This window comes from Streptomyces sp. NPDC048603, from assembly GCF_043199475.1.
Classification (GTDB): Bacteria; Actinomycetota; Actinomycetes; order Streptomycetales; family Streptomycetaceae; genus Streptomyces.
Map to the genome: position 1 here is coordinate 545,392 of NZ_JBICVY010000006.1, position 15,392 is coordinate 560,783.

The 15,392-nt window shown below is 71.7% G+C and carries 16 protein-coding genes; 4 read left to right on the forward strand and 12 right to left on the reverse strand.

The features are described from left to right. Positions 1–105: 105 nt before the first annotated feature. The 12 genes from ACGFQ9_RS18055 to ACGFQ9_RS18110 all read right to left on the reverse strand — a co-directional run bounded on the left by ACGFQ9_RS18055 (position 106) and on the right by ACGFQ9_RS18110 (position 11,404). A complete protein-coding gene (locus ACGFQ9_RS18055) occupies positions 106–498 on the reverse strand; it encodes a YccF domain-containing protein (RefSeq protein WP_393574743.1) in 393 nt (130 codons plus the stop codon). Further along, positions 495–1,358: a zinc metalloprotease HtpX gene (gene htpX / locus ACGFQ9_RS18060; protein ID WP_393574744.1), complete on the reverse strand. Its 864-nt coding sequence runs from the start codon at positions 1,356–1,358 to the stop codon at positions 495–497. The genes ACGFQ9_RS18055 and htpX overlap by 4 nt, the downstream gene beginning before the upstream one ends. Before the next feature lie 158 nt (positions 1,359–1,516). After that, positions 1,517–3,109, reverse strand: a complete 1,593-nt coding sequence (locus tag ACGFQ9_RS18065) for an NADH-quinone oxidoreductase subunit N (protein WP_393574745.1) — start codon at positions 3,107–3,109, stop codon at positions 1,517–1,519. Further along, positions 3,106–4,692: a NuoM family protein gene (locus ACGFQ9_RS18070; protein ID WP_393574746.1), complete on the reverse strand. Its 1,587-nt coding sequence runs from the start codon at positions 4,690–4,692 to the stop codon at positions 3,106–3,108. The genes ACGFQ9_RS18065 and ACGFQ9_RS18070 overlap by 4 nt, the downstream gene beginning before the upstream one ends. Positions 4,693–4,706: 14 nt before the next feature. Next, positions 4,707–6,692: an NADH-quinone oxidoreductase subunit L gene (locus ACGFQ9_RS18075; RefSeq protein WP_393574747.1), complete on the reverse strand. Its 1,986-nt coding sequence runs from the start codon at positions 6,690–6,692 to the stop codon at positions 4,707–4,709. Continuing rightward, on the reverse strand, positions 6,689–7,045 hold the full coding sequence (nuoK, locus tag ACGFQ9_RS18080; protein ID WP_393574748.1) for an NADH-quinone oxidoreductase subunit NuoK: 357 nt from the start codon (positions 7,043–7,045) through the stop codon (positions 6,689–6,691). The genes ACGFQ9_RS18075 and nuoK overlap by 4 nt, the downstream gene beginning before the upstream one ends. Further along, the gene (locus ACGFQ9_RS18085) at positions 7,045–7,614 is read right to left on the reverse strand and encodes an NADH-quinone oxidoreductase subunit J (protein ID WP_393574781.1); all 570 of its coding nucleotides are present in this window, start codon (positions 7,612–7,614) and stop codon (positions 7,045–7,047) included. Before ACGFQ9_RS18085 ends, nuoK begins: the two co-directional genes overlap by 1 nt. A 41-nt stretch (positions 7,615–7,655) precedes the next feature. Further along, positions 7,656–8,282: a NuoI/complex I 23 kDa subunit family protein gene (locus ACGFQ9_RS18090; protein ID WP_393574749.1), complete on the reverse strand. Its 627-nt coding sequence runs from the start codon at positions 8,280–8,282 to the stop codon at positions 7,656–7,658. Continuing rightward, positions 8,282–9,250 (reverse strand): NADH-quinone oxidoreductase subunit H, encoded by a 969-nt coding sequence (locus ACGFQ9_RS18095; RefSeq protein WP_393574750.1) that lies wholly within the window; start codon positions 9,248–9,250, stop codon positions 8,282–8,284. The genes ACGFQ9_RS18090 and ACGFQ9_RS18095 overlap by 1 nt, the downstream gene beginning before the upstream one ends. Then, positions 9,247–10,428: an NADH-quinone oxidoreductase subunit C gene (locus tag ACGFQ9_RS18100; protein WP_393574751.1), complete on the reverse strand. Its 1,182-nt coding sequence runs from the start codon at positions 10,426–10,428 to the stop codon at positions 9,247–9,249. Before ACGFQ9_RS18100 ends, ACGFQ9_RS18095 begins: the two co-directional genes overlap by 4 nt. Next, positions 10,425–11,006 (reverse strand): NADH-quinone oxidoreductase subunit B, encoded by a 582-nt coding sequence (locus ACGFQ9_RS18105; protein WP_393574752.1) that lies wholly within the window; start codon positions 11,004–11,006, stop codon positions 10,425–10,427. Before ACGFQ9_RS18105 ends, ACGFQ9_RS18100 begins: the two co-directional genes overlap by 4 nt. After that, positions 10,997–11,404, reverse strand: coding sequence for an NADH-quinone oxidoreductase subunit A (locus ACGFQ9_RS18110; protein WP_365105583.1), 408 nt, complete (start codon positions 11,402–11,404; stop codon positions 10,997–10,999). The genes ACGFQ9_RS18105 and ACGFQ9_RS18110 overlap by 10 nt, the downstream gene beginning before the upstream one ends. A 148-nt stretch (positions 11,405–11,552) precedes the next feature. Between ACGFQ9_RS18110 and ACGFQ9_RS18115 the strand changes: the two genes are divergently transcribed. The 4 genes from ACGFQ9_RS18115 to ACGFQ9_RS18130 form a co-directional block, all read left to right on the forward strand. After that, positions 11,553–12,764 (forward strand): sensor histidine kinase, encoded by a 1,212-nt coding sequence (locus ACGFQ9_RS18115; protein WP_393574753.1) that lies wholly within the window; start codon positions 11,553–11,555, stop codon positions 12,762–12,764. A 128-nt stretch (positions 12,765–12,892) separates the two neighbouring features. After that, on the forward strand, positions 12,893–14,236 hold the full coding sequence (locus ACGFQ9_RS18120) for a sensor histidine kinase (protein ID WP_393574754.1): 1,344 nt from the start codon (positions 12,893–12,895) through the stop codon (positions 14,234–14,236). Between the two features lie 164 nt (positions 14,237–14,400). Then, entirely contained in the window at positions 14,401–15,060 is a 660-nt protein-coding gene (locus ACGFQ9_RS18125; protein ID WP_393574782.1) for a LuxR C-terminal-related transcriptional regulator, read from the forward strand. A gap of 144 nt (positions 15,061–15,204) precedes the next feature. Continuing rightward, positions 15,205–15,392 (forward strand): hypothetical protein (locus ACGFQ9_RS18130; protein ID WP_393574755.1); only part of this gene is annotated, 188 nt, incomplete at its 3' end.

Here is a 15,392-nt window from a genome sequence, read left to right on the forward strand (position 1 = left end):
ATCTCGACCCGCGGCACACGACGCGCGGCACCCGGGCCCTGTGGTCCGTCCGGCGGACGGACCACAGGGCCCGGGTGCCGGAGGCGGGCAGTGCCCGGAGCGGCGTCAGCGGGAGGCGAAGGGCGCGTCCGTACGGACGATCTCGCGGCCCAGCGGCAGCAGGGAGATCGGGATCATCTTGAAGTTCGCGATGCCGAACGGGATCCCGATGATGGTGATGCACAGGGCGATACCGGTGACGATGTGCCCGAGGGCCAGCCACCAGCCCGCGAGGACCAGCCACAGCACGTTGCCCACGCAGGACGGAGCGCCCGCGTCACGCCGCTCGACCGTGGTGTAGCCGAACGGCCAGAGCGCGTAGACGGCGATCCGGAAGGCGGCGATGCCGAAGGGGATGCCGATGATCGTGATGCAGAGGATCAGGCCGGCCAGACAGTAGCCGAGGAACAGCCAGAATCCGCTGAGGACGAGCCAGATGATGTTGAGGAGCGTCTTCACGGCTGATGACCTGCCATCTGTTCGAGCCGGGCGATGCGCTCGGCCATGGGCGGGTGGGTGGAGAACAGCTTCGAGATGCCCTGCCCCGGCCGGAACGGGTTCGCGATCATCATGTGACTGGCCGTTTCCAGGCGCGGCTCGGGTGGCAGCGGGAGCTGCTTGGTGCCCGCGTCCAGCTTGCGCAGCGCACTGGCCAGGGCCAGCGGGTCGCCGGTGAGCTGGGAACCGGAGGCGTCGGCCTCGTACTCCCGGGAGCGGCTGATGGCCAGCTGGATCACGGACGCGGCCAGCGGACCCAGGATCGCGACCAGCAGCAGGCCGATCAGGCCGGGGCCCTCGTCGTCGTCGGACCGGCCCACCGGGATCAGCCAGGCGAAGTTCACCAGGAACATGATCACGGAAGCCAGGGCTCCGGCGACCGAGGAGATCAGGATGTCGCGGTTGTAGACGTGGCTCAGCTCGTGGCCGATGACCCCGCGCAGCTCGCGCTCGTCGAGGATCCGGAGGATGCCCTCGGTGCAGCACACGGCGGCGTTGCGCGGATTCCGGCCGGTCGCGAAGGCGTTCGGCGCCTCGGTCGGCGAGATGTAGAGCCGGGGCATCGGCTGGCGTGCGGAGGTGGAGAGCTCGCGCACGATCCGGTAGAGCGCGGGCGCCTCGAACTCGCTGACCGGGCGGGCGCGCATCGCGCGTAGAGCCAGCTTGTCGCTGTTCCAGTACGCGTAGGCATTGGTCGCCAGGGCGACGAAGACGGCCACGATCAGGCCGGTCCGTCCGAAGAAGCTCCCGATGAGGATGATGAGTGCGGACAGCCCGCCGAGGAGTACGGCGGTCTTCAGCCCGTTGTGCCGGCGGTGCACGGTACGCCCTCCAGGTGGTGCGGCAGGGGCCCCGTCATGGGTCCGTGGGGCTACGGTCCAGTGGACCCTCCCTGCCTGGTCAACGCCAGGCGAGTGGGCCTGGTTCCCGGGCCCTGCCGTGCCGCCCCGGAGGGGCGTTGCTCCGTACGGGTGATCCGCTACTGCGGGAAGAGGCTGGTCGCGGCGAAGCGCAGGACGATCTGCGGGGCGCCCGAGAGGACCACCGCGACCACGCCGGTGAGGGCGATGGCGACGGTGACCGGGGCCGGGGTCCGGACCCGCTGCGGGGCCTGGCCGGCCTCCTGGGCCTGTCCGGCCTGCGGGGCCTCCCCTTCGGCCGTCTCCGGGGCGCGGAAGAGGATCGCCGTCCACTGCAGGTAGTAGTAGAGGGCGATGACCACGTTGACCGCCATCACCACGGCCAGCCAGCCCAGGCCCGCGTCGACCGCGGACTGGAAGACGGTGACCTTGGCGAAGAGCCCGATGATGCCCGGCGGCAGACCGGCCAGGCAGAGCAGGAAGAAGGCCATCGCGAGGGCGGTGGCCGGATGCCGGTGGTACAGGCCGCGGTAGTCGGCGATCCGGTTGGCCGGGCTGGTCCGGGCCACCAGCGCGGCGACGGCGAAGGCGCCCAGGTTCACCGCGGCGTACATCAGGGCGTAGGCCACGGTGGAGCCGATCGCGTCGCGCTCCGTGTACGCGGCCGCGGCGATCGGGACCAGCAGGTACCCGGCCTGGCCGACGGAGGACCAGGCGAGCAGCCGTACGGCGCTGTGCGGGCGGTCCGGGGACTGGCGCAGCGCGGCGGCGTTGCCCAGGGTCATGGTCAGCGCGGCGAGGACGGCCAGGGCCGGGCCCCAGATGTCGGAGTACGCCGGGAAGGCGATCACGGTGACCAGGATGAGGCCGGTGAAGCCGACGGCCTTGCCGATGACCGAGAGGTAGCCGGCGATGGGCAGCGGCGCGCCGACGTAGGTGTCGGGGACCCAGAAGTGGAAGGGGACCGCGGCGGTCTTGAAGGCGAAGCCGACGAGGGTGAGCGCCACGCCCGCCATGGCGAGGGTGTCGAGCTGACCGGGGACGTCCTCCAGCCGGTCGGCGAGCAGGGCGAGGTGCAGGGTGCCGGTGGCGCCGTAGACGAAGCTGACGCCCAGCAGCGAGACGGCGGTCGCGGTGACCGAGGAGAGGAAGAACTTGAGGGCGGCCTCGGAGGACATCCGGTCGCCGCGGCGCAGGCCGACGAGCGCGAACGCGGGCAGCGAGGCGACTTCGAGGGCGACGATCAGGGTGGCGAGGTCGCGGGAGGCGGGCAGCAGGGCCGCGCCGGCGGCCGAGGACAGCAGCAGGAACCAGTACTCGCCGGCGGGCATTCCGGTCTCGCGGACGGAGGTGACCGACAGCAGGGCGGTGACCAGGGCGCCGCCCAGCACCAGCAGCTGGATGACCAGCGTGAACGAGTCGGCGGTGTAGCTGCAGGCGGCGGTGCCGGCCGAGGTGGCCGAGACGGCCGGGTCGGCGACCAGGCAGAAGGTGGACCGGTCCTCGCCGCGCAGCGGCAGCAGGGTGGCGGTCGCGGCGGCCAGGCCGGCCACCGAGATCCAGCCGAGGAGCGGCTTGCGCTTGTCGTCGGCGAAGAGGTCGGCGACGAGGACGAGCAGGGCCACGGTGGCCGGGATGACCACGGGCGCGATGGCGAGCCAGTCGACGGTCTGGACGAGACTGGCGGCGCCGGTGGCGGCGAGGGCCGTCATGCGTTGCCTCCTGCGAGGAGCTTCTGGACGGCCGGGTCGGTGAGGCCGAGGAGGACCGCGGGCCACAGGCCGGCGAGGACGGTGAGGGCGACGAGCGGGGTCCAGGCGGCGAACTCGTAGTGCCGGACGTCGGCCACCGCGGCCGGGGCCGCCTCGGGCAGTGCCGCCGGATCGCCCATGCACACCCGCCGTACGACGATCAGGAGGTACGCGGCGGTGAGCAGGGTGCCGAACGCGCCGATCGCCATGAAGGTGAGGAAGGCGGGCCGGGACAGGCCCTCGGCCGGGTCGAAGGCGCCGAACAGGGCGAGCATCTCGCCCCAGAAGCCGGCCAGGCCGGGCAGGCCGAGGGAGGCCACGGCGCCGAAGGCGAGCAGCGCGCCGAAGCGGGGGGCGCGGCCGTAGAGGGCGGCGCCGGTGGCCCCGGCGAGGGTGTCGAGGTCGGTGCTGCCGTAGCGGTCCTTGAGCGCGCCGACCAGGAAGAAGAGGAGGCCGGTGATCAGGCCGTGGGCGATGTTCGCGAACAGCGCGCCGTTGACACCGGTGGGGGTCATGGTCGCGATGCCGAGGAGCACGAAGCCCATGTGGCCGACGGAGGAGTACGCGATCAGGCGCTTGAGGTCGCCCTTGGCTCCCTTGCGGGCGAGCGCGAGGCAGGCCAGGGACCCGTAGATGATCCCGACGGCGGCGAACGCCGCCAGGTAGGGGGCGAGGGTCTGCATGCCGTCGGGGGTGGCGGGCAGCAGGATCCGCACGAACCCGTACGTGCCCATCTTGAGCAGGACGCCGGCCAGCAGGACGGAGCCGACGGTCGGGGCGGCCGTGTGGGCGTCCGGGAGCCAGCTGTGCAGCGGCCACATCGGGGTCTTCACGGCGAGGCCGATGCCGATGGCGAGGACCGCCAGGAGCTGGGTGGTGTGACTGAGTTCGCGGCCGTTGTCGGAGGCCAGTGCCACCATGTCGAACGTGCCCGCGTTGACGCCGATCAGCAGCAGGCCGAGCAGCATGACCACGGAGCCGAGCAGCGTGTAGAGGATGAACTTCCAGGCGGCGGCCTGCCGCTGTGCACCGCCCCAGCGGGCGATGAGGAAGTACATCGGGATGAGCACCATCTCGAAGGCGAGGAAGAACAGCAGCAGGTCGAGGACCGCGAAGGTGGCCAGGGTGCCGGACTCCAGGACCAGGAGCAGCGCGACGAAGGCCTTCGGGGAGGGGCCCGCGGGGAGCTTGAAGTAGCTGTACACCGCGCAGAGGAAGAACAGCAGCGCGGTCATCAGGAGGAGGGGGAGCGAGATGCCGTCGATGCCGAGGTGGATGCGGACGTTCAGCGCCGGGATCCAGCTGATGTCCGTCGTCGCCTGGAAGCGGGACGGGTCGTCGTGGTCGAAGCCGAGGGTGAGGGCGACGGCCGCGGCGAGGACGGCTCCGGTCACGGTCACGCCGTGGCGGAGCACCGCCTGCTCGGGGCTGCGGCCCTTGAGTCCGGGCGGGGGCGGCAGGAGGGCCGCGGCCGCGCCGAGGAGCGGCAGGGCCACGGTGAACGCCAGAAGGAACTGCATCACGGATGCGCTGATATCAATCACGGCTGACTCACGGCTCACGATCCGGCGTTGAGGTTGGCGAGGACGGCGGTGGCGATCGCCAGGACCACGGCACCGGCGAACAGGGCGCTCAGGTAGCTCTGCACGTTGCCGGTCTGGGCGCGGCGCACCAGGGCGCCGAGCCATCCGGCGCCGGTTCCCGCGCCGCGGACGTAGGTGTCGACGACCTCGCGGTCCAGGAAGCGGACCAGGCGCGCCGCGGCGCGTACGGGGCGGACGAACAGGACGTCGTAGACGGCGTCGAGGTGGAAGCCGACGTGCGCGTGCGGGTAGAGCGGGCCGAGGAGTGCCTTGCCGGGGTCGGGGACCGGTCCCGCCGGGGCGGCCGGGTGGTCGTGGGTGACCTCGGCGACCTCGGGGGTCTCGGCCTCGGACTCGGCTGCGGCGACGGCCGCGGGCACCCCGCGGACGGTGGACGCCGAGGCGCGCTGCCACAGGGCGTAGCTGAGGAATCCGCCGATGACCGCGGCGCCCGTGCCGAGGACCGAGGTGGTCAGGGTCGGGCTGAGCGGGGTGCCGTCGAACCAGTCGGCGAGCGGTCCCGCGGCGAGGCCGAAACCGACCGTGGGGACGGCCAGCAGCCACAGCACGCCGGTCATGGCGAACGGCTCCCTGCCGTGGTCGGGGGCCGCGGCGCCCCGGCCGCGGAAGGCCATCAGCCACAGCCGCATCGCGTAGGCGGCGGTGAGCAGGGCGGTCAGCACACCGGCGACGAGGACCAGCCAGCCGGCCGCGCCGGGCACGTCCCCGGTGTGTCCGGTGGCGGCGTGCTCGGCGGCGACGAGGACGGCTTCCTTGGAGAAGAAGCCGGCGAAGGGGGGCAGGGCGGCGAGCGCGAGCAGCGCGATCGTCATCGTCCAGAAGGTGTCCGGGATGCGCTTCTTCAGGCCGTCCATCCGGGACATGGCGGACAGCGAGTTCGTCCCGGCGGCGTGGATGATCACGCCGGCGCCGAGGAAGAGCAGGGCCTTGAAGAAGCCGTGGGACAGGAGGTGGAAGACGGCGGCGGAGCGGTCGCCGACGGCCAGCGCGCCGATCATGTAGCCGAGCTGGCCGACCGTGGAGTAGGCGAGAACGCGCTTGATGTCGTCCTGGGCCAGGGCGGCGAGTCCGGAGCCGATCATCGTCACGGCCGCCATGACCGCCATCACGACCAGCGCGGCCCGGGAGGCCTCGAAGACCGGGAGGAGACGGGCGATGAAGTAGACGCCGGCGGCGACCATCGTCGCGGCGTGGATCAGCGCGGAGACGGGGGTCGGGCCTGCCATGGCGTCGGGGAGCCAGGTGTGCAGCGGGAACTGCGCGGACTTGCCCGCGACGCCGGCCAGCAGCAGCAGTGCGATCAGCGTCGGGTGGTCCAGGCCCCCTTCGCGGACGATGACGAGGATCTCGGTGATCTCGAAGGACTTGGCGTCGGCTGCGAGCGCGAACAGGCCGATCAGGAACGGCACGTCGCCGAGCTTGGTGACGAGGAAGGCCTTGAGGGAGGCGGAGCGGGCCGCTTCGGTCTCCCAGTAGTGGCCGACGAGGAAGTACGAGCAGATGCCCATGACTTCCCAGCCGACCAGCAGCACCATCAGGTCGCCGGAGTAGACGACGAGCAGCATGGCGGAGGTGAACAGCGAGACCAGGGCGGCGTAGGACGGGTAGCGCGGGTCCTCGCGCAGGTAGGCCGTCGAGTAGAGCTGTACGCAGGTGGCGACGACACCGACCAGGACGGCCACGAGGGCGGCGAAGCCGTCGATGTTCAGCGCGAGGTCGATCGGCACCGAGCCGGTCGGGGTGAGTTCCGTCGAGGCCAGGATCGGGTCGCCGCCACCCTGGCGTACGGCGACGAGGACGGCCAGCACGGCCGCGGCCAGGGTGGGCAGCACGGCGAGCGGCCGGACGAATCCGGGGGCGGTGCGGCCGAGCAGGAATCCGCCCGCCGATCCCAGGAAGGGAAGGAGCGGGACGAGGGCGGCGAGGGTCGTGGTGGTCACGCGGCGGCCTCGGCGGTAGCGGTCTCGGCGGTCGGAGCGGGCTCGTGGCCCTCGGTGGTGTCCCGGAGCCGGTCGACGTCGGACGTGCCCCGGTTGCGGTACACCATCAGCACGATGGCCAGGCCGATGCCGATCTCGGCGGCGGCGATGGCGATGGTGAAGAGGGTGAGGGCCTGGCCGGCGTGCAGGGTGTCGCGCAGCCAGACGTCGAAGGCGACCAGGTTGAGGTTGACGGCGTTGAGCATGAGCTCGACCGACATCAGCACCAGGATGGCGTTGCGGCGCGCGAGGACTCCGTACAGGCCCGTGCAGAAGAGGAGCACCGCCAGCACGGCGGGGTAGGCGAGGTGCATCAGCGCTTGCCCTTCACGGTGTCGTCGCCTGCGGCGGTGCCGGTCTTCGCGGTGCCCGTCTCGGCGGTGCCGGTCTTGCGGGACAGCACGATGGCTCCGATCAGCGCGGCCAGCAGCAGCACGGAGAGCGCTTCGAAGGGCAGCACCCAGTGCCGGAAGAGGATCTCGCCGGTCACCCCGGTGGAGCCCTGGACCGTGTCGAGGTCGATCCAGGTGGCGCGGAAGGCGTCGACCACGACCCAGACGAGGGCCACGGCTGCGACGACGGCGACCGCGAGGGCGACCGGGCGGTTGCCGGAGTCGGCGTCCGGGGAGCGGCCGATGGGCGCCTTGGTGAGCATCAGACCGAAGAGGAGGAGGACCACCACGGAACCGAGGTAGATCAGCACCTGCACCCAGGCGACGAACTCGGCGGTCAGCAGGAGGTACTCGACGGCGATCCCGCCCAGCGCCACCACCAGCCAGAGCGCGGCGTGCACCAGCTGCCGGGTGGTGACGGTGACGACGGCCGCGCCGAGGGTGGCGAGGCCGACGAGCAGGAAGGTGATCTCTACGCCGGTCGGGGACATGAAGCCGTTGCCCTGGGCGGCGGCGAGGAGGGCGGTGTGGGTCACGCGGCACCTCCGGCCGGCGCGTCGGGGTCGGTCCGGTCCGCCGCGTCGGCGGTCGTGGCCTCGGCGGTCGCAGCCTCGGCCGCGGCGGCAGCTGCGGCGGCAGCTTCGGCCTCCGCCTTCTCGACCGCCTTGCGGGCGGCGGAGAGCTCCTTGGGCTCTTCGGCGGCCGGGTCGAGGGCGGGCGGGGCCGGGACGGTCCACATCCACTCGCGCAGCTTGTCGCGCTCGTGGGTGAGTTCGCGGATGTCCGTCTCCGCGTACTCGAACTCCGGCGACCAGAAGAGGGCGTCGAAGGGGCACACCTCGATGCAGATGCCGCAGTACATGCAGAGGGAGAAGTCGATGGCGAAACGGTCGAGGACGTTGCGGCTGCGCTCGCGGCCGCCGGGGGTGGCGGCCGGGACCGTCTCCTTGTGGGAGTCGATGTAGATGCACCAGTCCGGGCACTCACGGGCGCAGAGCATGCAGACCGTGCAGTTCTCCTCGAACAGGCCGATGACCCCGCGGGTGCGCGGCGGGAGTTCCGGCTGCACCTCGGGGTACTGCGCGGTGTGCGAGCGCTTCGTCATCGTGCGCAGGGTGACGGCCAGGCCCTTGGCCAGACCGGATCCGGGGATGGGCATTAGGGGATCGCCACCTTCACGATGCCGGTGAGCGCGATCTGGGCGAGCGCGAGCGGGATGAGAGTGGTCCAGGCGAGCCGCTGCAGCTGGTCCTCGCGCAGTCGCGGGTAGGTGACCCGCAGCCAGATGACGAGGAAGGCGAGCACTGCGGTCTTCAGCAGGGTCCAGAACCAGCCGAGGTCGTCACCGCCGAACGGGCCGTGCCAGCCGCCGAGGAAGAGGACGCTGGTGAGCGCGCAGAGCACGACGATGCCGGCGTACTCGGCGAGCAGGAACAGCGCGAAGCGCAGACCGGTGTACTCGGTGTACGCGCCGAAGATGATCTCGGAGTCGGCCACGGGCATGTCGAAGGGGGGACGCTGCAGTTCGGCGAGGCCGGCGGTGAAGAACACGATCGCGCCGACGATCTGCCAGGGCAGCCACCACCACTCGAAGGCCCCGACGATGCCGGGGAGCGAGACGGTGCCGGCGGCCATCGCGACCGAGGCGGCCGCGAGCAGCATGGGGAGCTCGTAGGCGAGCAGCTGGGCGGCGGTGCGGAGACCGCCGAGCAGGGAGAACTTGTTGGCCGAGGCCCAGCCGGCCATCAGGCTGCCGAGGATCCCGACGCCCATGACGGCCAGCACGAAGAACACGCCGGCGTCGATGACCTGCCCGACCGCGCCCTCGCCGGGGCCGATCGGGATGGCGATCAGCACGAGGAGGTAGGGGAGCAGGGCGACGGCGGGCGCGAGCTGGAAGATGCGCCGGTCGGCGTTGGCCGGGACGACGTCCTCCTTCTGCGCGAACTTCACGCCGTCCGCGACGAGCTGCGCCCAGCCGTGGAAGCCGCCGGCGTACATCGGGCCGAGACGGCCCTGCATGTGGGCCATCACCTTGTGCTCCGTCTGTCCGACGACGAGCGGCAGCACGAGGAAGACCGCGAAGACGACGATGAGTCGCAGCGCGACGTCGAGTGCGTCGTTCACGCGTCGCCTCCGTTGTCGGGGTCGGGTCGGGTGGTCTTGGCGGCTTCGCCGCCCTCGCCTTCGCCTGCGGCTTCGGCGGGTTCGTCCGGCCGCTCGGCCGGTGCGGCCGGGCTTTCCGGCTCGCCGAAGGCGGGCTTCGGGTTGTGCCAGGGCGCGTCGCTGCTGCGCGGCGCGGTCCGGCGGACCGGGCGCTCGGCAGCAGTGCCGTCCTCGCCCTCGGCGGGAGCTCCGGCGGGAGCACTCTGGCTCGCGGAGCCGTCGGCGGCCGAGCGGGTGCGGCGCGCGGGGCGGGCCGGGGGCTCGGTCGGCGCGCCGGCGTCGGAAGCGGTTGCTCCGCTTTCCTCGGGCGGGGCGGCCGCCGCGTCCGTCTGGCTCGCGGAGCCCTGGGCCGCCGTGCGGGCACGGCGGACCGGACGCACCGGGGCCTCCGGGGCCGTACCCTCGGCCGCCCCGGCCGGGGTCACGGCGTCGGGCGCCTGGCTGGCGGAGCCCTCCGCGACGGAGCGGGCGCGGCGTACCGGCGCGCCCTCGCGCGGGGCGCGGGCCGGACGGTCGCCCGCGGCGCGCGGGGTGCGGGCGGGCCGGGCCGGGGCCGGCGGAAGCTGGCCCTTGAGCGGGCCCCACTCGTTGGGGTCCGGCACACCCGGCGGCAGCATGGTGCGCCGCTTCGGGCCGCCGGTGTCCGCGCCCTCGCCCGGCTCCTTGGCTCCGGGCCAGGCCTTGGCGACGCGGGCCGCGAGGACGAAGTCCTTCCGCAGCGGGTGCCCTTCGAAGTTCTCGGGCAGCAGCAGCGGGACGAGGTGCGGGTGGTCGGTGAAGGTCACGCCGAACATCTCGTACGTCTCGCGCTCGTGCCAGGAAGCGCCCGCGTAGACGTTCACCGCCGAGGGCAGGGACGGCGCGGAGTGCGGGACGGTGGTGCGCAGCAGCAGCCGGCGTACGCGGTGACCCTCCAGGGCGACCACGTGCGCGCAGATCCGGAAGCCGGTGCCCGGCTCGTCGACCGCGCTCAGCCAGTCGAAGTAGGTGCAGCCCAGCTTGTCCCGGGCGGTCTCCAGTGCGGAGATCCAGGAGCCGACGGGCACGTCTACGGTGAGGACGTCGTAGGAGAGGTCGGCGACGGCCTCCGCGCCGAAGACCTCGGGGGCGGCGTCGGGCAGGGAGTCGTACAGGTTCACGCGTCCGGCCCCTTCACGAGGGGGCTGGTCAGCTGCGCCACCGAGGGCGACGGCCGGTCGGCGGTGTAGCGCGCGGCCAGCGACTCCCGGGCGATCTTCTCCTGCAGCTTGAGGATGCCCTGCAGCAGCGCCTCGGGGCGGGGCGGGCAGCCGGGCACGTAGACGTCGACCGGAATGATCTGGTCCACGCCCTTGGTGACGGAGTACGAGTCCCAGTAGGGGCCGCCGCAGTTCGAGCAGGCGCCGAAGGAGATCACGTACTTGGGCTCCGGCATCTGCTCGTAGAGCCGCTTGACCGCCGGGGCCATCTTGTCGGTGACCGTGCCCGAGACGATCATCAGGTCGGCCTGGCGCGGGCCGGGCGCGAACGGGATCACCCCGAGCCGGATGAAGTCGTGCCGGGCCATGGACGCGGCGATGAACTCGATCGCGCAGCAGGCCAGGCCGAAGTTGAAGACCCACAGGCTGTAGCGGCGGCCCCAGTTCAGGACCACCTTCATGGGCTCCGGGGCGAGGCGGGAGAGGACTCCCAGGCGCTTGGGCTCCGGGAGCAGCTGGGGCTCCGGTGTCACGTCCATTCGAGGACGCCCTTCTTGTACGCGTAGAGCAGGCCGACGGCCAGGAAGCCCAGGAAGATGAACATCTCGACCAGGGTGGTGGCCCCGTAGCCGGCGGCGTCGAACACCGTCGCCCACGGGAACAGGAAGATCGAGTCGACGGCGAAGATGACGTAGAGGAACGCGTAGACGTAGTAGCGGACCTGGGTGTGCGCCCAGCCCTCGCCGACCGGGTCCACACCGCATTCGTAGGTCAGCAGCTTTTCGGCGGTGGGTACGACGGGCCGCAGCAGCCGTCCCGCGCCGAAGGCCACGGCCACGAAGAGCACACCGAAAGCCGCGAGCAGGCCGACGACCGAATAGCTTCGGAAGTAGTCCGCCGCGAGCACGGTTACGGTCGATACCGTTGGGTCTGGCACGTCCGTTCCTCGCTCCTCTTGGCCGCTGTCGACGATCTGTACCGACGGGAGTCTAGGGCCTGCCTCCAGGGGGGTGGGGTTATCCCCCGTTCACTGAGACAAGGGCACCCCATGGCATCGGCAGCCTGTGGTTGACAGGCTGTGCCGCATGAGCGTCAACACTCCGGGACCGGACAGCGACCGGCCCTCGCCGGTGCGTGCTGTTTTCAGCGTAGATACGTGCAAAGAGATCGGATACACGCTGGCGAATCTGCCCGTCACGATCATCGGTTTTGTTTACACGGTGTTCATGATCGGCACGGCCGGGGGTATGTCCGTGACGGTCGTCGGACTGCCGCTGCTCGCAGCCGGTCTTTTTCTGTCCCGCCTGACAGGACGGTTCGAACGCGCACGGGCCCGCATGCTGCTCGGCGTCCGGGTGGACGAGCCCTCGCCGCTGCCCGGACCGGGCCGGTCGGGCGGGTTCTTCCCCTGGCTGTGGGCGGCGATCAAGGATCCGGTGGCCTGGCGGACCGTGCTCTTCCACCTGATCCGGCTGCCCTGGGGCGTGCTGACCTTCACCGTGGTGCTGACCGGGCTGTTCGTGCTGTGGCCGGTGCTGCCCTGGGTGGTGCGGGGCCTGGCGAACGCGGACCGGGCGATGGTCCGGGGCCTGCTCTCGCCCTCCGACGAGCTGGAGCGGCGCATCGCGGAGCTGGAGTCGGACCGGGGGGTGGTCGTCGACACCGCCGCCGCCGACCTCCGCCGCATCGAACGCGACCTCCACGACGGAGCCCAGGCCCGCCTCGTCGCCCTCGCCATGGACCTCGGACTCGCCAGGGAAAAACTCACCGAAGACCCCCAGGCAGCCGCCCGCATGGTCGACGAAGCACACGGCGAAGTGAAGATCGCCCTCCAGGAACTCCGCGACCTCGCCCGCGGCATCCACCCCGCCGTCCTCACCGACCGCGGACTCGACGCCGCCCTCTCCGCCATCGCCTCCCGCTGCACCGTCCCCGTACGCGTCACCGTCGACCTCCCCACCCGCCCCGCCGAAGCCATCGAAGGCATCGCCTACTTCACCGTCTCCGAACTCCTCCAGAACATCAGCAAGCACGCTGCCGCGCGGCGCGCCGAGGTCGAGGTCTGGCGGTCCGGGACCGGGCCCGGGACCCGGCTGATGCTCCGCGTCACGGACGACGGGCGGGGCGGAGCGCATCCCGGCACGGGGTCCGGCCTGGCCGGACTCGCGGAACGGCTGGACGCGGTGGACGGCGTCTTCGTCGTCGACTCCCCCGAGGGCGCCGGGACCACGGTGACCGCCGAGCTGCCCTGGCGGGACCGCACCGCCACCGCTCCGGCCGCGCAGAGCCGGGGCTGACCCGCGGGGCCGGCCCACGGGGTGGGGTTAACCCCCCGTACAGGACGCCGACCCGCCGCATGGCCCGGACCAGGGGCCCGCGGCGAGGGTGTTGACCGTAAGGACGACGGACAGAACGGGGCCGGAAGATGACCAGCAGGACGAGGGCGGGAGCGGACGGGCTGCCCGTGCCGGTGGCGGTGCGGATCCTGCGGGCGCCACTGGAGGGGCGGACCTGGCGCGGGTTCGGGTACCTGATGCTCGGGCTCCCGCTGAGCGTCCTCTGGTTCTCCCTGGCGATCACCGGGATCAGCCTCGGCGCCGGCCTGCTGATCACCTTCCTCGGCGTCCCGGTGCTCGCGGGCCTGCTGGCCCTGTGCCGGGGCATCGGCCGGTTCGAGCGGGCGCGGGCCCGCGCCCTGCTGGACCTGGACATCGCCGACCCCGAGCCGGTGCGGGCCGCCGGCCCGGGTGTCTTCCCCTGGATCGGGGCGATCCTCCGCAGCGGCAGTGCCTGGCGGCACGTGGTGTACTCCGTCTTCCACTTCCCGTGGTCGGTGTTCGCCTTCATCGTGGCGCTGACCTTCTGGGCCAACGGCTGGATGTTCCTGACGTACCCGCTCTGGTTCTGGGTGTTCCCGGTCTTCACCGACCAGCCCGGTCTCCAGCTCTTCCAGAACGGTGACTACACCTACTACCTGGACGGTCCGGCCCGGATCATGGGGACCTTCCTGCTCGGCCTGGCCCTCACCCTGGTCACGCCCTGGCTGGTGCGGGCCCTGACGGCCGTCGACGCGCTGCTGGTCAAGGGCCTGCTCGGCCCGTCCCGGCTGGCCGGCCGGGTCAGCGAGCTGGAGTCGGACCGGGGGGTGGTCGTCGACACCGCCGCCGCCGACCTCCGCCGCATCGAACGCGACCTCCACGACGGAGCCCAGGCCCGCCTCGTCGCCCTCGCCATGGACCTCGGACTCGCCAGGGAAAAACTCACCGAAGACCCCCAGGCAGCCGCCCGCATGGTCGACGAAGCACACGGCGAAGTGAAGATCGCCCTCCAGGAACTCCGCGACCTCGCCCGCGGCATCCACCCCGCCGTCCTCACCGACCGCGGACTCGACGCCGCCCTCTCCGCCATCGCCTCCCGCTGCACCGTCCCCGTACGCGTCACCGTCGACCTCCCCACCCGCCCCGCCGAAGCCATCGAAGGCATCGCCTACTTCACCGTCTCCGAACTCCTCCAGAACATCAGCAAGCACGCCGGGGCACGTGCCGCCTCGGTGGAGGTGTGGAAGGCCGGCGGCCGGCTGCTGCTCCAGGTGACGGACGACGGCCGCGGCGGCGCGGTGGCCGCGGCCGGCGGCGGGCTGGCGGGGCTCGGGGAGCGGCTGGACGCCGTGGACGGCGTACTGATCATCCGTTCCCCGGCCGGCGGCGGGACCACGGCGACCGCCGAGCTGCCCTGGCGGGACCGCACCGCCACCCCCGCCCGCCGCTGACACCCCGCACCCTCCCCGTTCGGGCACTTCGCCACGATCCTCATTCGTCTCGTTGTCAGGCTGACTTGGTTCGGGCCGCAAGGCTGGGATGCTTGGCTCAGCAGGAAGCCGTAACGAGGCGACCACGAGTGGACACGGGGAGCGCACAAGACGTGGAAGACAGGGTGCGGGTGGTCATCGCCGAGGACTCAGTGCTGCTCCGTGAGGGCCTGACCCGGCTGCTGACCGACCGGGGGCATGACGTCGTGGCCGGCGTCGGGGACGCGGAAGCCCTGATCAAGACGGTCGCGGACCTCGCGGCCGAGAACGCGGTGCCGGACGTGGTGGTGGCGGACGTACGGATGCCTCCGACCCACACCGACGAGGGGGTGCGGGCGGCCGTGCGCCTGCGCCGGGACCATCCCGGCATAGGGGTGCTGGTGCTGTCGCAGTACGTGGAGGAGCGTTACGCCACGGAGCTGCTGGCGGGTTCCAGTACCGGCGTGGGGTACCTCCTGAAGGACCGCGTGGCCGAGGTCCGCGAGTTCACCGAGGCCGTGGTACGGGTCGCCCGGGGCGGCACCGCCCTGGACCCGGAGGTCGTGGCCCAGCTGCTGGGGCGCAGCCGCAAGCAGGACGTGCTGGCGGGGCTGACCCCCCGCGAGCGCGAGGTGCTGGGGCTGATGGCCGAGGGCCGCACCAATTCGGCCGTCGCGAAACAGCTCGTGGTCAGCGACGGAGCGGTGGAGAAGCACGTCAGCAACATCTTCATGAAACTCGGCCTGTCGCCGAGTGACGGGGACCACCGCCGGGTATTGGCGGTCCTCACCTATCTGAATTCCTGATCAACTGACACTCTGTCAGACATAGGCGTAATTGAACCGGCCGTCTCAAAAAGCCGTCCAGAATATGAGCACCCCGAGGAAGGACACCCTTAGCGACGTAGGGTTGGCCTTGGGGATGCCATGCCTCGAAGGAGGTCCAGTTCAGTGACCAGCCAGGTCAGTAGCACAGCCGAGCAGACCGACGGGGCCGAAGAGGCTGTTGTCGGCGGGCAGCGCACGCCCGGGAGCTCTGGCGCCAAGGAAGTCCGCCGCCTCGACCGAGTGATCATCCGTTTCGCGGGTGACTCGGGTGACGGAATGCAGCTCACCGGTGACCGCTTCACGTCGGAGAC